Raw genomic sequence first — 13,089 nt, 5'->3', positions numbered from 1 at the left:
ATGGCGGTCGTGGCGGAGGTCTTCGGCGAGGTCGCGGGCGACTACGACGACGCGCGGCCGGGCTACCCGCCCGCGCTCGCCGAGGCCATCCTCGCCTACCACGGGCGGGTGCCGCCCCGGCTGGTCGAGGTCGGCGCGGGTACCGGCCTGGCCACCGGGCTGCTGGCCCGGCTGGGCGCGCCGGTGACCTGCGTCGAGCCGGACCGACGGATGGCCGCGGTGCTGGCGGCCCGCCACCCGGGGGTCGAGGTCGTGGTGGCCCCCTTCGAGGAGTGGCCGCCGCCGCCCGGCGGGGTGCCCCTGCTGGCCTGCGCGATGGCCTGGCACTGGCTGGACCCGGCGACCCGGTGCCGGCGGGCGCACGACGCGCTCACCCCGGGCGGCACCCTGGCCCTCTTCGCCCACCGCTACGACTACGTCGACCCGGCCCGGGCGGCGGCGCTGCGGGCGGCGTTCGAGTCGGTGGACCCGGACCGGCAGCACGACCGCCCGGACGGCTGGTTCGGCGCGGAGATCGCCGCCAGTGGGCTCTTCGTCGAGGTCCGCACCGAGCGGTTCCGCCGTCCGGTGCCGCTGACCACGGCCGCCTACCAGCGCCTGGTCCGCACCTTCTCGCCGCAGCTGCGCCGCCCGCCGGAGCTGCGGGAGCGGGTGCTGGCGGCGGTCGGTGCGGCGGTGGACGGATTCGGCGGCACGGTGACGCTGGACCTGCGGACCACCCTGGTGCTGGCCCGCCGTCCGCGCTGACCCTCCCGGGCCGGCGCCGCACCGAGCTGCCGCCGCCGCGGTCGCGCCTCGCCCGGCTGTTCAGCTCGGCGTCGCGCCGATCGTGGCGGCCGGTCCGGCCGGCAGCGGATAGGGGCGCTCGTCGGGCAGCAGCGCCGCCGCGGCCCGGTCGTCGCCGGCGTCGAGCAGCGCCCGGATCTCCCGTGCCGTCGCGGTGACGTCGGTCAGCCCGACCACCCACTCGTCGACGTACCGGTCGGCGGCGGCGCGGGCGAGCCCGAGCTGGAGCGACCGGTACGACAGCGGGGCCAGCCGCAGCGACCGCTCCGGATCCCACTGCACCCGCACGTCGCTGCGCTTCAGCTCGCGGGCCCAGGCGGCCCGGTCGGCGTGCCGGGCCGGGTCGGGAGTGCTGGGGCAGGCCCGGCCGAGCGCCCACTCGAAGCCGGCGCGGGTCAGCTCGACCGCCAGCACCCGTTCCTGGCCCGGCTTGGTGGCCCAGCCGCAGCGGTACATCATCCACCGGAACGAGGGCTTGATCCAGGTCATCCGGCCGCGCCGGAACGGCGGGCAGAACCGGCCGGCGGACAGCGCCGCCGCCGCGATCTCCGGCGGGTACGCCTGGTAGACGGTCAGCGTCGTGTCGGTGAAGCGGGCCCGGATCTGCCGCTGGGGAACCTGCACGCTCCGATCCTCGCCACCCGCCCCCTGACCGGTCGAGCGGATTACCCCGCCGGCGGGCCGCGCGCCCGGGCGGCGGTGGGGTTAGGCTGCCGCCCGTGGCAGGTCTGTTGAGGAACGTCGTCGCCCGGCTCAATCGGGCGACCGGAGGTGCGGCCGCGCCGGCCGGTACCGCCGGCCGGATTCCGGCCCAGGTGGCCCGTCGCCGCCAGGTCGGCGTCCTGCAGCGCCGGGAGCTGACGTACGCCCCGGAGCTGGACGGCCGGGCCGACCCGGGTGAGATCGTCTGGACCTGGGTGGCGTACGAGGACGACCCCCGGCAGGGCAAGGACCGCCCGGTGCTGGTGGTCGGCCGGCACAGCCGCACGCTGTTCGGGCTGATGCTCTCCAGCCAGGGCGAGCGTGACGGCCAGCGGCACTGGCTGGCGCTCGGCCCGGGGGAGTGGGACCGTGACCGGCGCCCGAGCTGGGTCCGCCTCGACCGGGTGCTGACCATGCGCGAGGACAGCATCCGGCGCGAGGGCGCGGTGCTGGACCGGGGCCGCTTCGACCGGATCGGCCAGGCCCTGCGCGCCGGCTACGGCTGGCGCTGACGAGGCCGCTCGGCCGAGCCGATTTTGCGTGTTCGTCCTTGACAGGGCACCCCCGACGAGTACATTCAACCTATCGGTTTATAACCCAGGTGGTTGATTACAGTGACCTCACCAGATCAGGTCGGCGCCGTGTTCGCCGCCCTCGCGGATCCGACCCGCCGGGCCATCCTGGCCCGCCTGGCCGCCGGCGAGGCGACGGTCAACGAGGTGGCCGCGCCGTTCCCGATCTCGATGCAGGCGATTTCCAAGCACCTGAACGTGCTGGAGGCGGCGGGGCTGATCGTGCGCACCCGCGAGGCGCAGTGGCGGCGGTGCCGGATCGAGCCGGCGGCGTTGCGGCTCCTCGCCGAGTGGGTCGACCAGTACCGCCGGCTCTGGGACGACCGGTACGACACGTTGGACGGTTACCTGCGAGAGCTGAAGGAGAACAACCATGAACCCGACCGGTGACCTGACCGTCGCGCTGCCCACCGACCGCGAGGTGGTGCTCACCCGGGTCCTCGACGCGCCCCGCGACATGGTCTGGGCGGCGCACACCGACCCCGCGCACCTGGCGCGGTGGTGGGGTCGGGGCAACCCCCTCGACGTCGAGATCGACTTCCGGGTGGGCGGCCGGTACCGGTTCGTCGAGCACGCCCCGGACGGCAACTCCTACGCCTTCCGCGGCGAGTTCCTCGAGATCGCGGCCCCCGAGCGGATCGTGCAGACCTTCGAGTTCGAGGGCGCGCCCGGTCACGTGGCCGTGGAGACGCTCGTCTTCACCGAGCAGGACGGCCGCACGATGGTCTCCGGCACCACCCGCTTCGACACCGCCGCCGAGCGGGACGCGATGGTGGGCTCGGGCATGGAGGAGGGCGCGCGGCAGTCGTACCGGGCGCTGGAGGAGTACCTCGTCACGCTGGTCTGAGCGGCCCCGACGACGTCGGCCGGGTGCTCAGCATTCGGCCAGGCGCGGGCCGTCCAGGAGCTGTCGGGGGGACCGGCGGGCCGTCACGCCCTTCGCCCGGTACATCGCGGCGTCGGCGGCGCAGAGCGCCTCGGCGAGCTGGGTCGGGCCGCTGACCGGCGCCAGGCCGACCGAGGCGGTGACCCGTACGCTGCGCCCGCCCACCGGGATCGGCGCGGCCATCGCCTCGCAGAGCCGGCGGGTGGCGTGGTCGATCCAGCGGCGGTCGACCGACGGGCTGCTCAGCAGGCCGGCGAACTCGTCCCCGCCGAGCCGGGCGACCAGGTTGTCCCCGGCGAAGGCGGTGAGCCGCTGCGCGACGCTGACCAGCACCTGGTCCCCGGCGGCGTGCCCGTAGCGGTCGTTGACCTGCTTGAAGTCGTTGAGGTCGAGCACCACGGCGATCAGCGGCCGCCCGCCGGCGTCGGTGAGCAGCGCGGCGGCGATCCGGTAGAAGGCGCGCCGGTTGGGCAGACCGGTCAGCGGGTCGTGGCTGGCGGCGTGCCGCTCGGCGGCCAGCTCGGCCTGCAAATATTCGATCTCCGCCTCCGCCCGCAGCGCCCGGCGGCGCAGCTGCCACACCGAGACGAGCGCACCCGCCGCGGAGATGCCGGACGCGACGCTCAGCGGATCCGGCACGAGACCTCCCTCGCGGCGTCGGCGGACGGCCCGGGACGCCGGCCGGCGTGCGGTGCCCAGCCGTCGTTCTCCCAGGGGCTGCCCGGGTTGGGGGTAACCGAAAGTGAACGGTCGGGTACCGCACACGTGGGTTATCATGCTCGCTGTCCAATGCGGATGCAATAGCAGATGCACGTGCAGCACGGCATGATCCGGCGTCGCCGTCCTCCCCGCCGCGACACCCTCCACTTGCGACATCGGACGGCTCATCACCGCACAGAAAGACCCCTCATGCAGCAGCCCGAGAACGGCGTACCCGTCACCCAGCTCCCCGAGCTGCGGTGGCAGAAGAGTCGGCGGAGCAACCCCAGCGGCAACTGCGTCGAGCTGGCCGAACTCCCCGGCCGGACGGGCATCGCGGTCCGCAACTCCCGCCATCCCGAGGGTCCCGCGCTGATCTACACAGTGGACGAGATCACGGCGTTCGTCCTCGGCGCCCGTGACGGGGACTTCGACAACCTGATCGATCGATAGTCGGTCCCGCCGGCGGGACCATCTCGGCCGCGCGGAGGAGTTCGATCACCCACCGTCCATGGCATGCTTACACGTCGGTCGGGGGTGGGGCGCCCGGCCGGCGCAAGGCGAGCAGGTGGAGGGCGACGTGGCGATGGCGACCGCGGAAGGGGGTCCGGCAACCGGGCCCACCGTGCTGCGCATGCTGCTCGGCGCCCAGCTACGACGCCTGCGCGAGGCCAGCGGCGTCACCCGCGAGGGCGCCGGCTGGGAGATCCGGGCCTCCGAATCCAAGATCAGTCGGATGGAGCTGGGCCGGGTCGGCTTCAAGGAACGCGACGTCGCCGACCTGCTCACCCTCTACGGGGTCAGCGCCGCCGACGAGCGGGACGCGCTGCTCAAGCTCGCCCGCGACGCCAACAGCCCGGGCTGGTGGCACCGGTACGGCGACGTGCTGCCGAGCTGGTTCCAGGCGTACCTCGGCCTGGAGGCCGCCGCCTCGCTGATCCGCACCTACGAGGTGCAGTTCGTCCCCGGCCTGTTGCAGACCGCCGCGTACGCCCGCGCCGTCGTCCTGCTCGGCCACCGGAACGCCCCGGCCGAGGAGGTCGACCGGCGGGTGGAGCTGCGGCTGCGCCGACAGGAGCTGCTGCGCCGCGCCGCCCCGCCACAGGTGTGGGCGGTGGTCGACGAGGCCGCCCTGCGCCGCCCGATCGGCGGGCCGGCGGTGATGCGCGGCCAACTGGACGCCCTGATCGAGGCCACCCGGTCGCCGCACGTGCGGCTGCAGGTCATCCCGTTCGCCGCGGGCGGGCACGCCGCCGCTGGCGGGGCGTTCACCATCCTGCGGTTCGGCGACGACGACCTGCCCGACATCGTCTACATCGAGCAGCTCACCAGCGCCATCTACCTCGACAAGCGCGACGATCTCGACTACTACGCGGTGGCCATGGAGCGGCTCTGCGTCGAGGCGGCGCCGCCCGAGCGGACGCCGGAGATCCTGGCCCGGCTCCGCGACGAGCTCTACCCGGCGTGACCGTCGCCCGGGGCGACGCGGTGTCCGCGGCTGCCTCTACCATGATCCCGACCGGCGACAGTGGACGGAGGCCATCGCGCGCGATGGCGCAGAGTCATGGAGGCGACACGTGACCACCGAGGCCCCGGGTACCACCACGGACTCCGCCCACCCGAGCGACCGGATCGACACCTCGGTGGCGCACCCCGCCCGGCGCTACAACTACTGGCTCGGCGGCAAGGACAACTTCCAGGCCGACCGGGAATCCGGTGACGCCATCTCGGCCCGCTTCCCGACCATCCGCACCAGCGCCCTGGAGAACCGGCGCTTCCTCCAGCGGGCGGTGCGCCACCTCACCCGCGAGGCCGGGATCCGGCAGTTCCTCGACATCGGCACCGGCATTCCGACCGCCGACAACACCCACGAGGTCGCCCAGCGGCTCGCGCCGGAGTCCCGGGTGGTCTACGTCGACAACGACCCGATCGTGCTGGCCCACGCCCGGGCGCTGCTGACCAGCTCGCCCGAGGGCGCCACCGCCTACATCGACGCCGACCTGCGCGACCCGGAGAAGATCCTGCGCCACCCGGACCTGCTGCGCACCATCGACCTGTCCCAGCCGGTGGGGTTGATGCTGGTGGCGATCCTGCACTTCGTCCCGGACGCCGACGACCCGTACGCGGTGGTGCGCCGCCTGCTGGAGGCACTGCCGCCCGGCAGCTACCTCGCCGCGTCGCACGCCACCCACGAATACCTCCCCCCGGCCGTCGCCGCGGAGGCCAGGGCGGCGGCCCGGGGCGGCGGTCCGCACGGCCTGATCAACCTACGCACCCTCGACGAGTTCACCGGCTTCTTCAAGGGGCTGGAGCTGGTCGAGCCCGGCCTCTGCTCGGTGGCCGAGTGGCGGGCCGAGGCCGAGCCGCAGCCGCGCCCCTCGGTGGCGGAGGTCAGCATGTACGGCGGGATCGCCCGCAAGCCCTGAGCCCGGTTTCCCGAGGAACGGCGTCGGCTGCGGCCGGCGCCGTTCGTCGTGTCGTGTCCGTTCTCCTTGACCGTTCCGAGTCGGTCCGGCTAGTCTCTGAATCGATCCAGACTGAATCGATCCAGAAGGGGGCCCGGGTGCGACCGACACTCCAGGACGTGGCCACGGCGGTCGGTGTGTCACGCAGCACCGTCTCCAACGCGTACTGCCGCCCCGACCAGCTCTCGGCGGCGCTGCGCACCCGGATCCTCGACACCGCCCGGCAGCTCGGCTACCCGGGCCCGAACCCGACGGCCCGCTCGCTGCGGCGGGGCTTCGCCGGCGCGATCGGCGTCCTGTTCACCTCGCAGCTGTCGTACGCCTTCACCGATCCGTTCGCCGTCCGGTTCCTGGCCGGTGTCGCCGCCGCAGCCGAACGGCACGGCACCAGCCTGCTGCTCGTGCCGCTGCCCACCGGGTCGACGCAGGCCAGGGCGGCCGTGGAGAACGCGGCGGTCGACGGATTCTGCGTCTACTGCGCCGCCGACGAGCACTGGGCCCTGGACGTGATCCGCGGTCGCGGGCTGCCCTTCGTCACCACCGCGCCCCCCGCCGACCGGTACGTCGGCATCGACGAGCGGGCCGCCGCCCGGTCCGTCGCCGACCACCTCGTCGGCCTGGGGCACCGCCGGGTGGCGCTGCTCGCCGACACCGTGCTGCCCGAGGCGCCACCGGGGCCGCTGCGGCTCGCCGGTGCCGACGCCGCACCGCATCCGACCACCCGGGGTCGCCTGGCCGGTTTCGCCGACGCCCTGGCCGCGGTCGGCGTCGACTGGCCCGACATCACACTGCTCAACGCCACCGGCAACAGCCGCGCCGCCGGGGCCGAGGCGGTGGCCGGCCGCTTCGCCGGCGACGATCCGCCGACGGCCGTGCTGGCCGCCTCCGACGTGCTCGCGCTCGGCGCCCTGGACGCCCTCGGGGAGCGGGCCGCCACGGTCTCGGTCACCGGCTTCGACGACGTCGCCGAAGCGGCCGCGGCCGGCCTCACCACCGTCCGGCAACCGGCCGAGGAAAAGGGCCGGATCGCCGCCGAACTGCTGCTCGACCCACCGGCCGACGACGCCGCCGGGCAGATCCTGCTCCCGACCGAGCTGGTCGTCCGCACCTCCACCCGCCCCGTACCGAGGAGTTGACCATGGAACAGCCGACCGGCTTCACCCTCGCCATCGACGCGGTCACCCGCCACGTCAACTCGGCCCGCCCCGACGCGCCGGTACGCCCCGAGCGGGCCCGCCGCCACCGCCTCGCGCCCGTCCGGCTCGCCGCCGCGCACGCGCTGCGCCGGCTCGCCGACCTCACGGAGCCGGCGCCCGCGCCCGCCCCGACCTGCCGCCCTTGACCGCCGGGGTGGCCGAGGCCACCCGGTAAGCACCCGGTAGGGTGCTTTTCCGGCCAGACGACGCCCAACCGGGCACCACGGTTGGTGTCCGGCCGGGCGGGCCGGGCAGACTGGAGCATCATGTCGTCGCTCACGCCCGCCACGCGCCTGCACGATCGGTACGTCCTGCGCGCGCCCATCGGCCTCGGCGGAATGTCCGAGGTATGGCGCGCCGACGACGAGGTGCTGCACCGCCCCGTCGCGGTCAAGGCCCTCGCCGCGCAGCTCGCCGCCGACCCGCAGCTGCGGGCCACCATCCAGCGGGAGGCGCGGGCCGCCGCCCGGCTCACCCACCCGCACGTCACCCAGGTCTACGACTACGGCGAGGCGACCCTGCCCGGCGGCGTGGTCGTGCCGTACCTGGTGATGGAGCTGGTCGAGGGGCGCAGCCTCGCCGACCGGCTCACCGCCGGCCCGCTGGCCTGGCCGGACGCGGTCCGCGTGGCCGGTCAGGTGGCGGCCGCGCTCGCCGCCGCGCACCGGATCGGCGTGGTGCACCGCGACGTCAAGCCGGCCAACGTCATGCTCACCGAGACCGGCGCCAAGGTCCTCGACTTCGGCATCGCCGCCCTTGCCGGGCCCCGGCACCCGCTCGCCGGTCAGACCGGCGAGCTGATGATGGGCACCCCCGCCTACTTCGCGCCGGAACGGCTCACGCCCGGCCCGCCGGACCCGGCCAGCGACGTGTACGCCCTCGGCGCGCTGCTCTACCGCACCCTCACCGGCCGGGCTCCGCTACCGGTGCAGACCTGGGAGGACGCCCTGGAGGTGCACGCGCGGCACACCCCGGTGCCGCCGCTGCGGATCCCCGGGCTGCCCGCCGACATCGCCGAGCTCACCATGGCCTGCCTGTCCGTCGACCCGGCCCGCCGGCCCACCGCCGCGCAGCTCGCCGCCCGGCTCGGCGCCGGCCGACCGGCCGAGCCGCCCACCGCGCTGCTGCCGACGGTGCCGACGCCCCCGCAGCCCACCCTCGTCGACCGGTCCGCCGCGGCGCCGCGGCCGCCCGCCGGCCGTCCCGCGCCTCCGGTCGCCGCTCCGCCGCGCCGCCCGAACCGGGCGCTGGGCGTGCTGGTCGCGGCCGGCGTCGCGCTGCTGCTCGGCCTGGTCGGCGTGCTCGTCCTCGACGACGGGCCCGACCACCGCACCCCGGCCGCGCCGATCACCGCGGTGGAGGACGAGCCCACCGTCGAGCCGACCCCGTCGGCCGAGCCGTCCACCGCCCCACCGTCGCGGGACGAACGGCCCGCGCCACGCACGGCGGGGCAGCTCGCCGACGAGTTCGCGGCCCTGCTCGACCGGGCGGAGGCCGCCGGCGACATCGACCCGGAGACCGCCGACGAGCTGCGCGACAAGCTCGGTGAACTGGAGGAGGGCAAGCCCAAGGACCGGCTCAAGCGGCTGCGCGAGCTGGCCGGCCGGCTCGCCGAGGCGGTCGAGCAGGACCGCATCGACGACGACACCGCGTCCGAGCTGCGCGACCTGCTGGCCGGCTGGCCGCGCTCGCGGAGCAACGACTGACCCGGCTCAGACCACCTCGACCGGGTCGCCGACCTCGACCCGACCCGCCCGCACCACCACCGCGTACGCACCGACGCACGGCTGCGGCCCGAGCCCCGGCAGCGGCACCACCCGGTTGAGTCGGGCGGCAGCGCGCAACCCGTCCGGGTCGGGCGGCAGCGGTCCGTGCGCCAGGGTGGGCACCGCGCAGCGCGGGGTGGGCGCCACCACCCCCAGCACCAGCTCGGTTCCGACGCGCAACTCCCGACCCACCCAGCCGTTCTCCACGAAGGCCGGGCCGGCGTCGACAACCAGGTTCGGCCGGTACCGCACCAGGTCGACCGGCCCGAGCGCGGCCAGGGTCGCCGTGGCGACCAGGTGCACCGGCGCGAAGTCGACCAGGCTGCCCGGCGGGGCCGCCCCACCGAGCCGGCTCTGCGTCGTCGGCGTCACCGCCGTCACCCCGGCCGACAGCACCGCGTCCGGGTCGGCCCGTTCCAGCACGGCGTCGTCCGGCACCGCCGCGGTCAGCCGTACCGCCCGGCCGAGCAGCCCGGAGAGGACGTCGGCCGCCCGGTCGTCCGCCGTGCTCAGCAGCGTGCCGTCGGGGAGGGTGAGGCGTACCGGATCGGGGGTGCCGCCGGCCGCGCGGACGGTGAGCAGGCCCCGCCACAGCCGTGGCTGCTTGGCGCTGGCCACCCGCCCGGTGGTCCGGTCCACGAGGGCGAGCCGGCGGTCCCCGGCCACGCCCCGCTCGTCGACCGTCGCGGCGGTCAGCGGCTCACCGAGCATCGACTTCACCGGGTAGCGCCAGAGCTGCCGGAGCCCGCCGGTCACCCGGGGGCCGTCCGCACCCGGGCCGCGGCCTGCGCGACCCGCCCCGGGTCGAGCGGCCCCGTACGCACGCGCAGGTTGATCGCCGGGTCCAGCAGCCGGACCGGCCCGGTCTCCGCCAGGAACGCCGTCAGCAGCTCGCCGGCAGGCGCGGCGAACGGCGAGGCCGGGTCGGTGACCACCTCCGCGATGATCAGCGCGGTCATCGCCAGATCCAGCTCCGGTGGGCCCTCGCGGGCGCTGCCCCAGTCGATGACCACCGGCCCGTCAGCGGTGACGATGACGTTCTGCGGATGCAGATCCAGGTGCAGGACCCGGGCGGCCGGATCGGGGGAGCGCCGCGCGCGCAGGGCGTGCAGCCGGTGGTGCAGGGTGGCCAGGATCCGGGCGCCGGAGCGGATGTCGGCGACGCCGGTGACGAGCGCCTCGGCCAGCGTCGGCCCGGCCAGCCGGGACATCTCCAGGTCGGGTCCGTCGGCCCGGAACACCTCAGGCACCGGGTAGCCCTGCCCGCGCAGGTACGCCATCAGCTCCGCCTCGGCGCGGACGTCGCCACCGTCGCGATTGCGGCGGATCACCCGGTCCGCGCCGAGGGCGTACACGTCGGCGTCCCGGCCGGAGGCGAGCGGCGTGGCGGCGGGCACCGGCCCACGGTAACCGGCGGCCCCCGTTCCGCGTGGCCCGCCCGCGCGGCCACACCGGTCCGGCCGGCCGCAGGCGCGGGGTCGACGGCCGACCGTGGTCAGTGGAGGGTGGCGCGGGCGACCTCGCCGGGCGCGGCGCCGGCGCGGACCACCGGCGTGCCGTCGGGCCGCCACACCCCGGAGCCGCCGGCGCTGCGCGGGTAGTGCCGGCCGGACGGCCCGGCGAAGCTGGCGGTCGCCACCCACACGCCGTGCTCGGCGGCGACCCGCCGGGCCCGCGCGTCCGGCACCGCCGCGTCCGCGGGCGCCTCCAGCACCCCGGCCAGGTACGCGTCGACGCCGAGCGCCACGGTCCGCGCCGCGTGCTCCACCACCCCGGTGTCCTTGCAGACGGCCAGGCCCAGCCGCCAGCCGTCCACCTCGACCACCGCCGGCTCCCGGCCCGCCACGAACCGCGCGGCCTCCGCCCCACCCAGAAACATCTTCCGGTACGCCACCCGCGCGCCGCCCCCGTCCACGGCCAGCACACCGATGTACGCCGCGCCGGCGTCGTCGGCGACCGGTGCCCCGGCCAACGCCAGCGTGCCCGTCGCCAGGCACGCCGCGACCAGCGGCGCCAGCCGGGGGTCGGCCGGGTCGAGCGGGGGAGCGTCCAGCTCGTACCCGGTCAGGGAGAGCTCGGGGAAGAGCACCACCCGGGCGTCGGCGGCGCGGACCAGCGCGGCGTGCGCCGCCACGTTGGCGGCGACGTCGTACGGGACGCAGTGGGGCTGGGCCACCGCGAGGGTGAGTGGCGTACGCACGGGTGGGCTCCCTTGCTGGATCGGCTCGGCGCGGGTGCCGGACGTGGTCGATGCGCGCGTCGGCTCGTAACTTTGGTCCATGATCCCTGGCTCTCTGGCGCTCAACCCCCGCGCGGTCGTGTCCACCTCCGAACCGTCCGCGGAAGGGCCGGTCGGCTATGTCACCGGACTGGTGGAGCGGCTCGGCGGCCCGGGCGCCGGGCTGGCCGTGGCGCTGGAGAACCTCTTCCCGCCGATCCCGAGCGAGGTCATCCTTCCGCTGGCCGGCTTTGCCGCCGCGCAGGGAAAGATCAGCCTCGTCGGGGCGATCCTGTGGACCACGCTCGGCTCGGTGGTCGGCGCGTGGGTGCTGTACCTGATCGGCGCCGCCCTGGGCCGTGACCGGATGCGCGCCATCGCGGCCCGGCTGCCGCTGGTCAAGCTCAGCGACGTCGACCGGACCGAGGCGTGGTTCCTCAAGCACGGGGTCAAGGCGGTGTTCTTCGGGCGGATGATCCCCATCTTCCGCAGCCTCATCTCCGTGCCGGCCGGGGTGGAACGGATGCCGGTCCGCACCTTCCTGCTGTACACGACCTTGGGCAGTCTGATCTGGAACACCACCTTCGTGCTGGCCGGCTACCTGCTAGGCGAGAACTGGCACGTGGTCGAGTCGTACGTCGGTTCGTTCCAGAAGCTGGTCATCGCCGCCTGCGTGGCCGCCGCGGTCTGGTTCGTCGTCACCCGCGTACGCCGTGCCCGCCAGGCCCGCAGCTCCGCCGTTTCGTCCCCCGACCCGTTCGACCCGGCGCCGTCAGCCGGGCCGGTGCAGGTCGGCGAGGTGAGCGGTCACCGGGGCACCGTCTACCGCGCCTCCTCCTGGCGCCCCGACGCCTGACCCCAGCCGACGGCCCCTTGCCCTGGACGGCGTTCCCGCGGCTCGCCAAGGCCCGCCCGTCGCGCCCGGTCTGGAGCGGTGCCCGCGGTTCGGACTCCAACGCGCGGTCTGCGGCGTGTCGCGAGTTCCCGCGCCCGCGGGAATCCGACGCGCGGTTTGCGGCGTGTCGCGGGTTCCCGCGCCCGCGTCACCGCGACACACCGCAAACGGTGCAGCCGAAAACGCGGCACTCATCGTGGCGCCCGGCGAAGGCCGGGAGGGGACGACTGGCGCCTGCACCACTCCAAGGGCCTATGCGCGGATTGTTCGATTCGGTGCGGGCGCGCCCAGCTGGCTGGCCAGGCGCTCATGCATGGACTGTCCGATTCTGGTGCCGGCTGGGGTGCCGTCCGATGTCCGGGTCTGGGCCGGCGAGTGGCGGGTCGTCCCGTGACCGGGGGCACCCTGGCGGTGGAATGGTGGCCGGGCCGGTGTCGTTACATCACCTGGACGATCGCAGCAGCACCCCGCTGGCCTGGCCCGATCAAGTGGGCCGCCCGGGGTGCCCGGCCCCGGAATGACGACGGGCCCCGGGTCGTTACATCACCTGGACGATCGCAGCAGCACCCCGCTGGCCTGGCCCGAACGCGTGGCCGGCCCCGGGATGCGGGCCGCCGGAATGATGGTGGGCCGCCGGTCGTTACACCTGGACCCGGCGCCGTGAGCCCCCGCTCGCGAAGCCAGCCGGGACGAGACTTTCCCCTTTGATCTTTGAGCGCCGTCGTGGTGCTTGCGCCCGCTCGACCCCCGTCGGGTCTGGGTGCCAACCCCCGAATGGAGCCACTCTGATGAACACGACCATTCTGCGTAAGAGCGTTCTGGGTATTGCTGGTCTGGCTTTCGCCGGTGGCGTCTTCGCCGGCCCGGTCACCGAGGCCCACGCCACCCCGGCCGCTGAGGCGAA

16 protein-coding genes are annotated in these 13,089 nt (G+C 75.1%); 11 read left to right on the top strand and 5 right to left on the bottom strand.

Features of this window, described 5'->3' with window-relative positions:
• Positions 1-747, top strand: coding sequence for a class I SAM-dependent methyltransferase (locus ACTMS9_RS27295; protein ID WP_441148282.1), 747 nt, complete (start codon positions 1-3; stop codon positions 745-747).
• A gap of 60 nt (positions 748-807) precedes the next feature.
• On the opposite strand, the gene ACTMS9_RS27290 is transcribed toward ACTMS9_RS27295, so the two are convergent.
• Entirely contained in the window at positions 808-1,410 is a 603-nt protein-coding gene (locus tag ACTMS9_RS27290) for a DUF4291 domain-containing protein (RefSeq protein ID WP_441148281.1), read from the bottom strand.
• A gap of 95 nt (positions 1,411-1,505) precedes the next feature.
• Between ACTMS9_RS27290 and ACTMS9_RS27285 the strand changes: the two genes are divergently transcribed.
• From ACTMS9_RS27285 to ACTMS9_RS27275, 3 genes are all read left to right on the top strand, one after another.
• The gene (locus ACTMS9_RS27285; protein WP_441148280.1) at positions 1,506-2,000 is read left to right on the top strand and encodes a type II toxin-antitoxin system PemK/MazF family toxin; all 495 of its coding nucleotides are present in this window, start codon (positions 1,506-1,508) and stop codon (positions 1,998-2,000) included.
• A gap of 102 nt (positions 2,001-2,102) precedes the next feature.
• A complete protein-coding gene (locus tag ACTMS9_RS27280; RefSeq protein ID WP_280837688.1) occupies positions 2,103-2,450 on the top strand; it encodes an ArsR/SmtB family transcription factor in 348 nt (115 codons plus the stop codon).
• Complete coding sequence (locus ACTMS9_RS27275; protein WP_441148279.1) at positions 2,434-2,907, top strand: SRPBCC family protein; 474 nt, start codon at positions 2,434-2,436, stop codon at positions 2,905-2,907. The genes ACTMS9_RS27280 and ACTMS9_RS27275 overlap by 17 nt, the downstream gene beginning before the upstream one ends.
• A gap of 27 nt (positions 2,908-2,934) precedes the next feature.
• On the opposite strand, the gene ACTMS9_RS27270 is transcribed toward ACTMS9_RS27275, so the two are convergent.
• On the bottom strand, positions 2,935-3,585 hold the full coding sequence (locus tag ACTMS9_RS27270; RefSeq protein WP_441148278.1) for a GGDEF domain-containing protein: 651 nt from the start codon (positions 3,583-3,585) through the stop codon (positions 2,935-2,937).
• A gap of 270 nt (positions 3,586-3,855) precedes the next feature.
• On the opposite strand from ACTMS9_RS27270, the gene ACTMS9_RS27265 reads away from it, so the two are divergent.
• The 6 genes from ACTMS9_RS27265 (at position 3,856) to ACTMS9_RS27240 (ending at position 9,012) form a co-directional block, all read left to right on the top strand.
• A complete protein-coding gene (locus ACTMS9_RS27265) occupies positions 3,856-4,098 on the top strand; it encodes a DUF397 domain-containing protein (protein ID WP_441148277.1) in 243 nt (80 codons plus the stop codon).
• Positions 4,099-4,225: 127 nt separating this feature from the next.
• Positions 4,226-5,113, top strand: coding sequence for a helix-turn-helix domain-containing protein (locus ACTMS9_RS27260; protein WP_441148276.1), 888 nt, complete (start codon positions 4,226-4,228; stop codon positions 5,111-5,113).
• A gap of 109 nt (positions 5,114-5,222) precedes the next feature.
• Complete coding sequence (locus tag ACTMS9_RS27255) at positions 5,223-6,071, top strand: SAM-dependent methyltransferase (RefSeq protein ID WP_441148275.1); 849 nt, start codon at positions 5,223-5,225, stop codon at positions 6,069-6,071.
• 137 nt (positions 6,072-6,208) lie between these two features.
• Positions 6,209-7,246 carry a LacI family DNA-binding transcriptional regulator gene (locus ACTMS9_RS27250; RefSeq protein WP_441166336.1) on the top strand — a complete coding sequence of 346 codons (1,038 nt, stop codon included), beginning with the start codon at positions 6,209-6,211 and terminating at the stop codon, positions 7,244-7,246.
• A 2-nt stretch (positions 7,247-7,248) separates the two neighbouring features.
• Entirely contained in the window at positions 7,249-7,452 is a 204-nt protein-coding gene (locus ACTMS9_RS27245) for a hypothetical protein (RefSeq protein WP_154937752.1), read from the top strand.
• Between the two features lie 120 nt (positions 7,453-7,572).
• The gene (locus ACTMS9_RS27240; RefSeq protein ID WP_441148273.1) at positions 7,573-9,012 is read left to right on the top strand and encodes a serine/threonine-protein kinase; all 1,440 of its coding nucleotides are present in this window, start codon (positions 7,573-7,575) and stop codon (positions 9,010-9,012) included.
• A gap of 6 nt (positions 9,013-9,018) precedes the next feature.
• Here the strand turns inward: ACTMS9_RS27240 and ACTMS9_RS27235 are convergent, their stop codons facing one another.
• The 3 genes from ACTMS9_RS27235 to ACTMS9_RS27225 all read right to left on the bottom strand — a co-directional run bounded on the left by ACTMS9_RS27235 (position 9,019) and on the right by ACTMS9_RS27225 (position 11,272).
• The gene (locus ACTMS9_RS27235; protein WP_441148272.1) at positions 9,019-9,828 is read right to left on the bottom strand and encodes an MOSC domain-containing protein; all 810 of its coding nucleotides are present in this window, start codon (positions 9,826-9,828) and stop codon (positions 9,019-9,021) included.
• Positions 9,825-10,469 (bottom strand): phosphotransferase, encoded by a 645-nt coding sequence (locus ACTMS9_RS27230; protein ID WP_441148271.1) that lies wholly within the window; start codon positions 10,467-10,469, stop codon positions 9,825-9,827. Before ACTMS9_RS27230 ends, ACTMS9_RS27235 begins: the two co-directional genes overlap by 4 nt.
• A gap of 98 nt (positions 10,470-10,567) precedes the next feature.
• Positions 10,568-11,272 (bottom strand): carbon-nitrogen hydrolase family protein, encoded by a 705-nt coding sequence (locus ACTMS9_RS27225; RefSeq protein ID WP_441166335.1) that lies wholly within the window; start codon positions 11,270-11,272, stop codon positions 10,568-10,570.
• A gap of 79 nt (positions 11,273-11,351) precedes the next feature.
• Between ACTMS9_RS27225 and ACTMS9_RS27220 the strand changes: the two genes are divergently transcribed.
• The gene (locus ACTMS9_RS27220) at positions 11,352-12,146 is read left to right on the top strand and encodes a DedA family protein (protein ID WP_441148269.1); all 795 of its coding nucleotides are present in this window, start codon (positions 11,352-11,354) and stop codon (positions 12,144-12,146) included.
• Positions 12,147-13,089: the final 943 nt, after the last annotated feature.

Origin of the sequence: Micromonospora sp. L31, assembly GCF_052068075.1 — a bacterium.
Taxonomy (GTDB): Bacteria; Actinomycetota; Actinomycetes; order Mycobacteriales; family Micromonosporaceae; genus Micromonospora; species Micromonospora purpureochromogenes.
The sequence above is the reverse complement of the archived record's forward strand: the minus strand, read 5'-3'. Positions and strand labels throughout refer to the sequence as shown.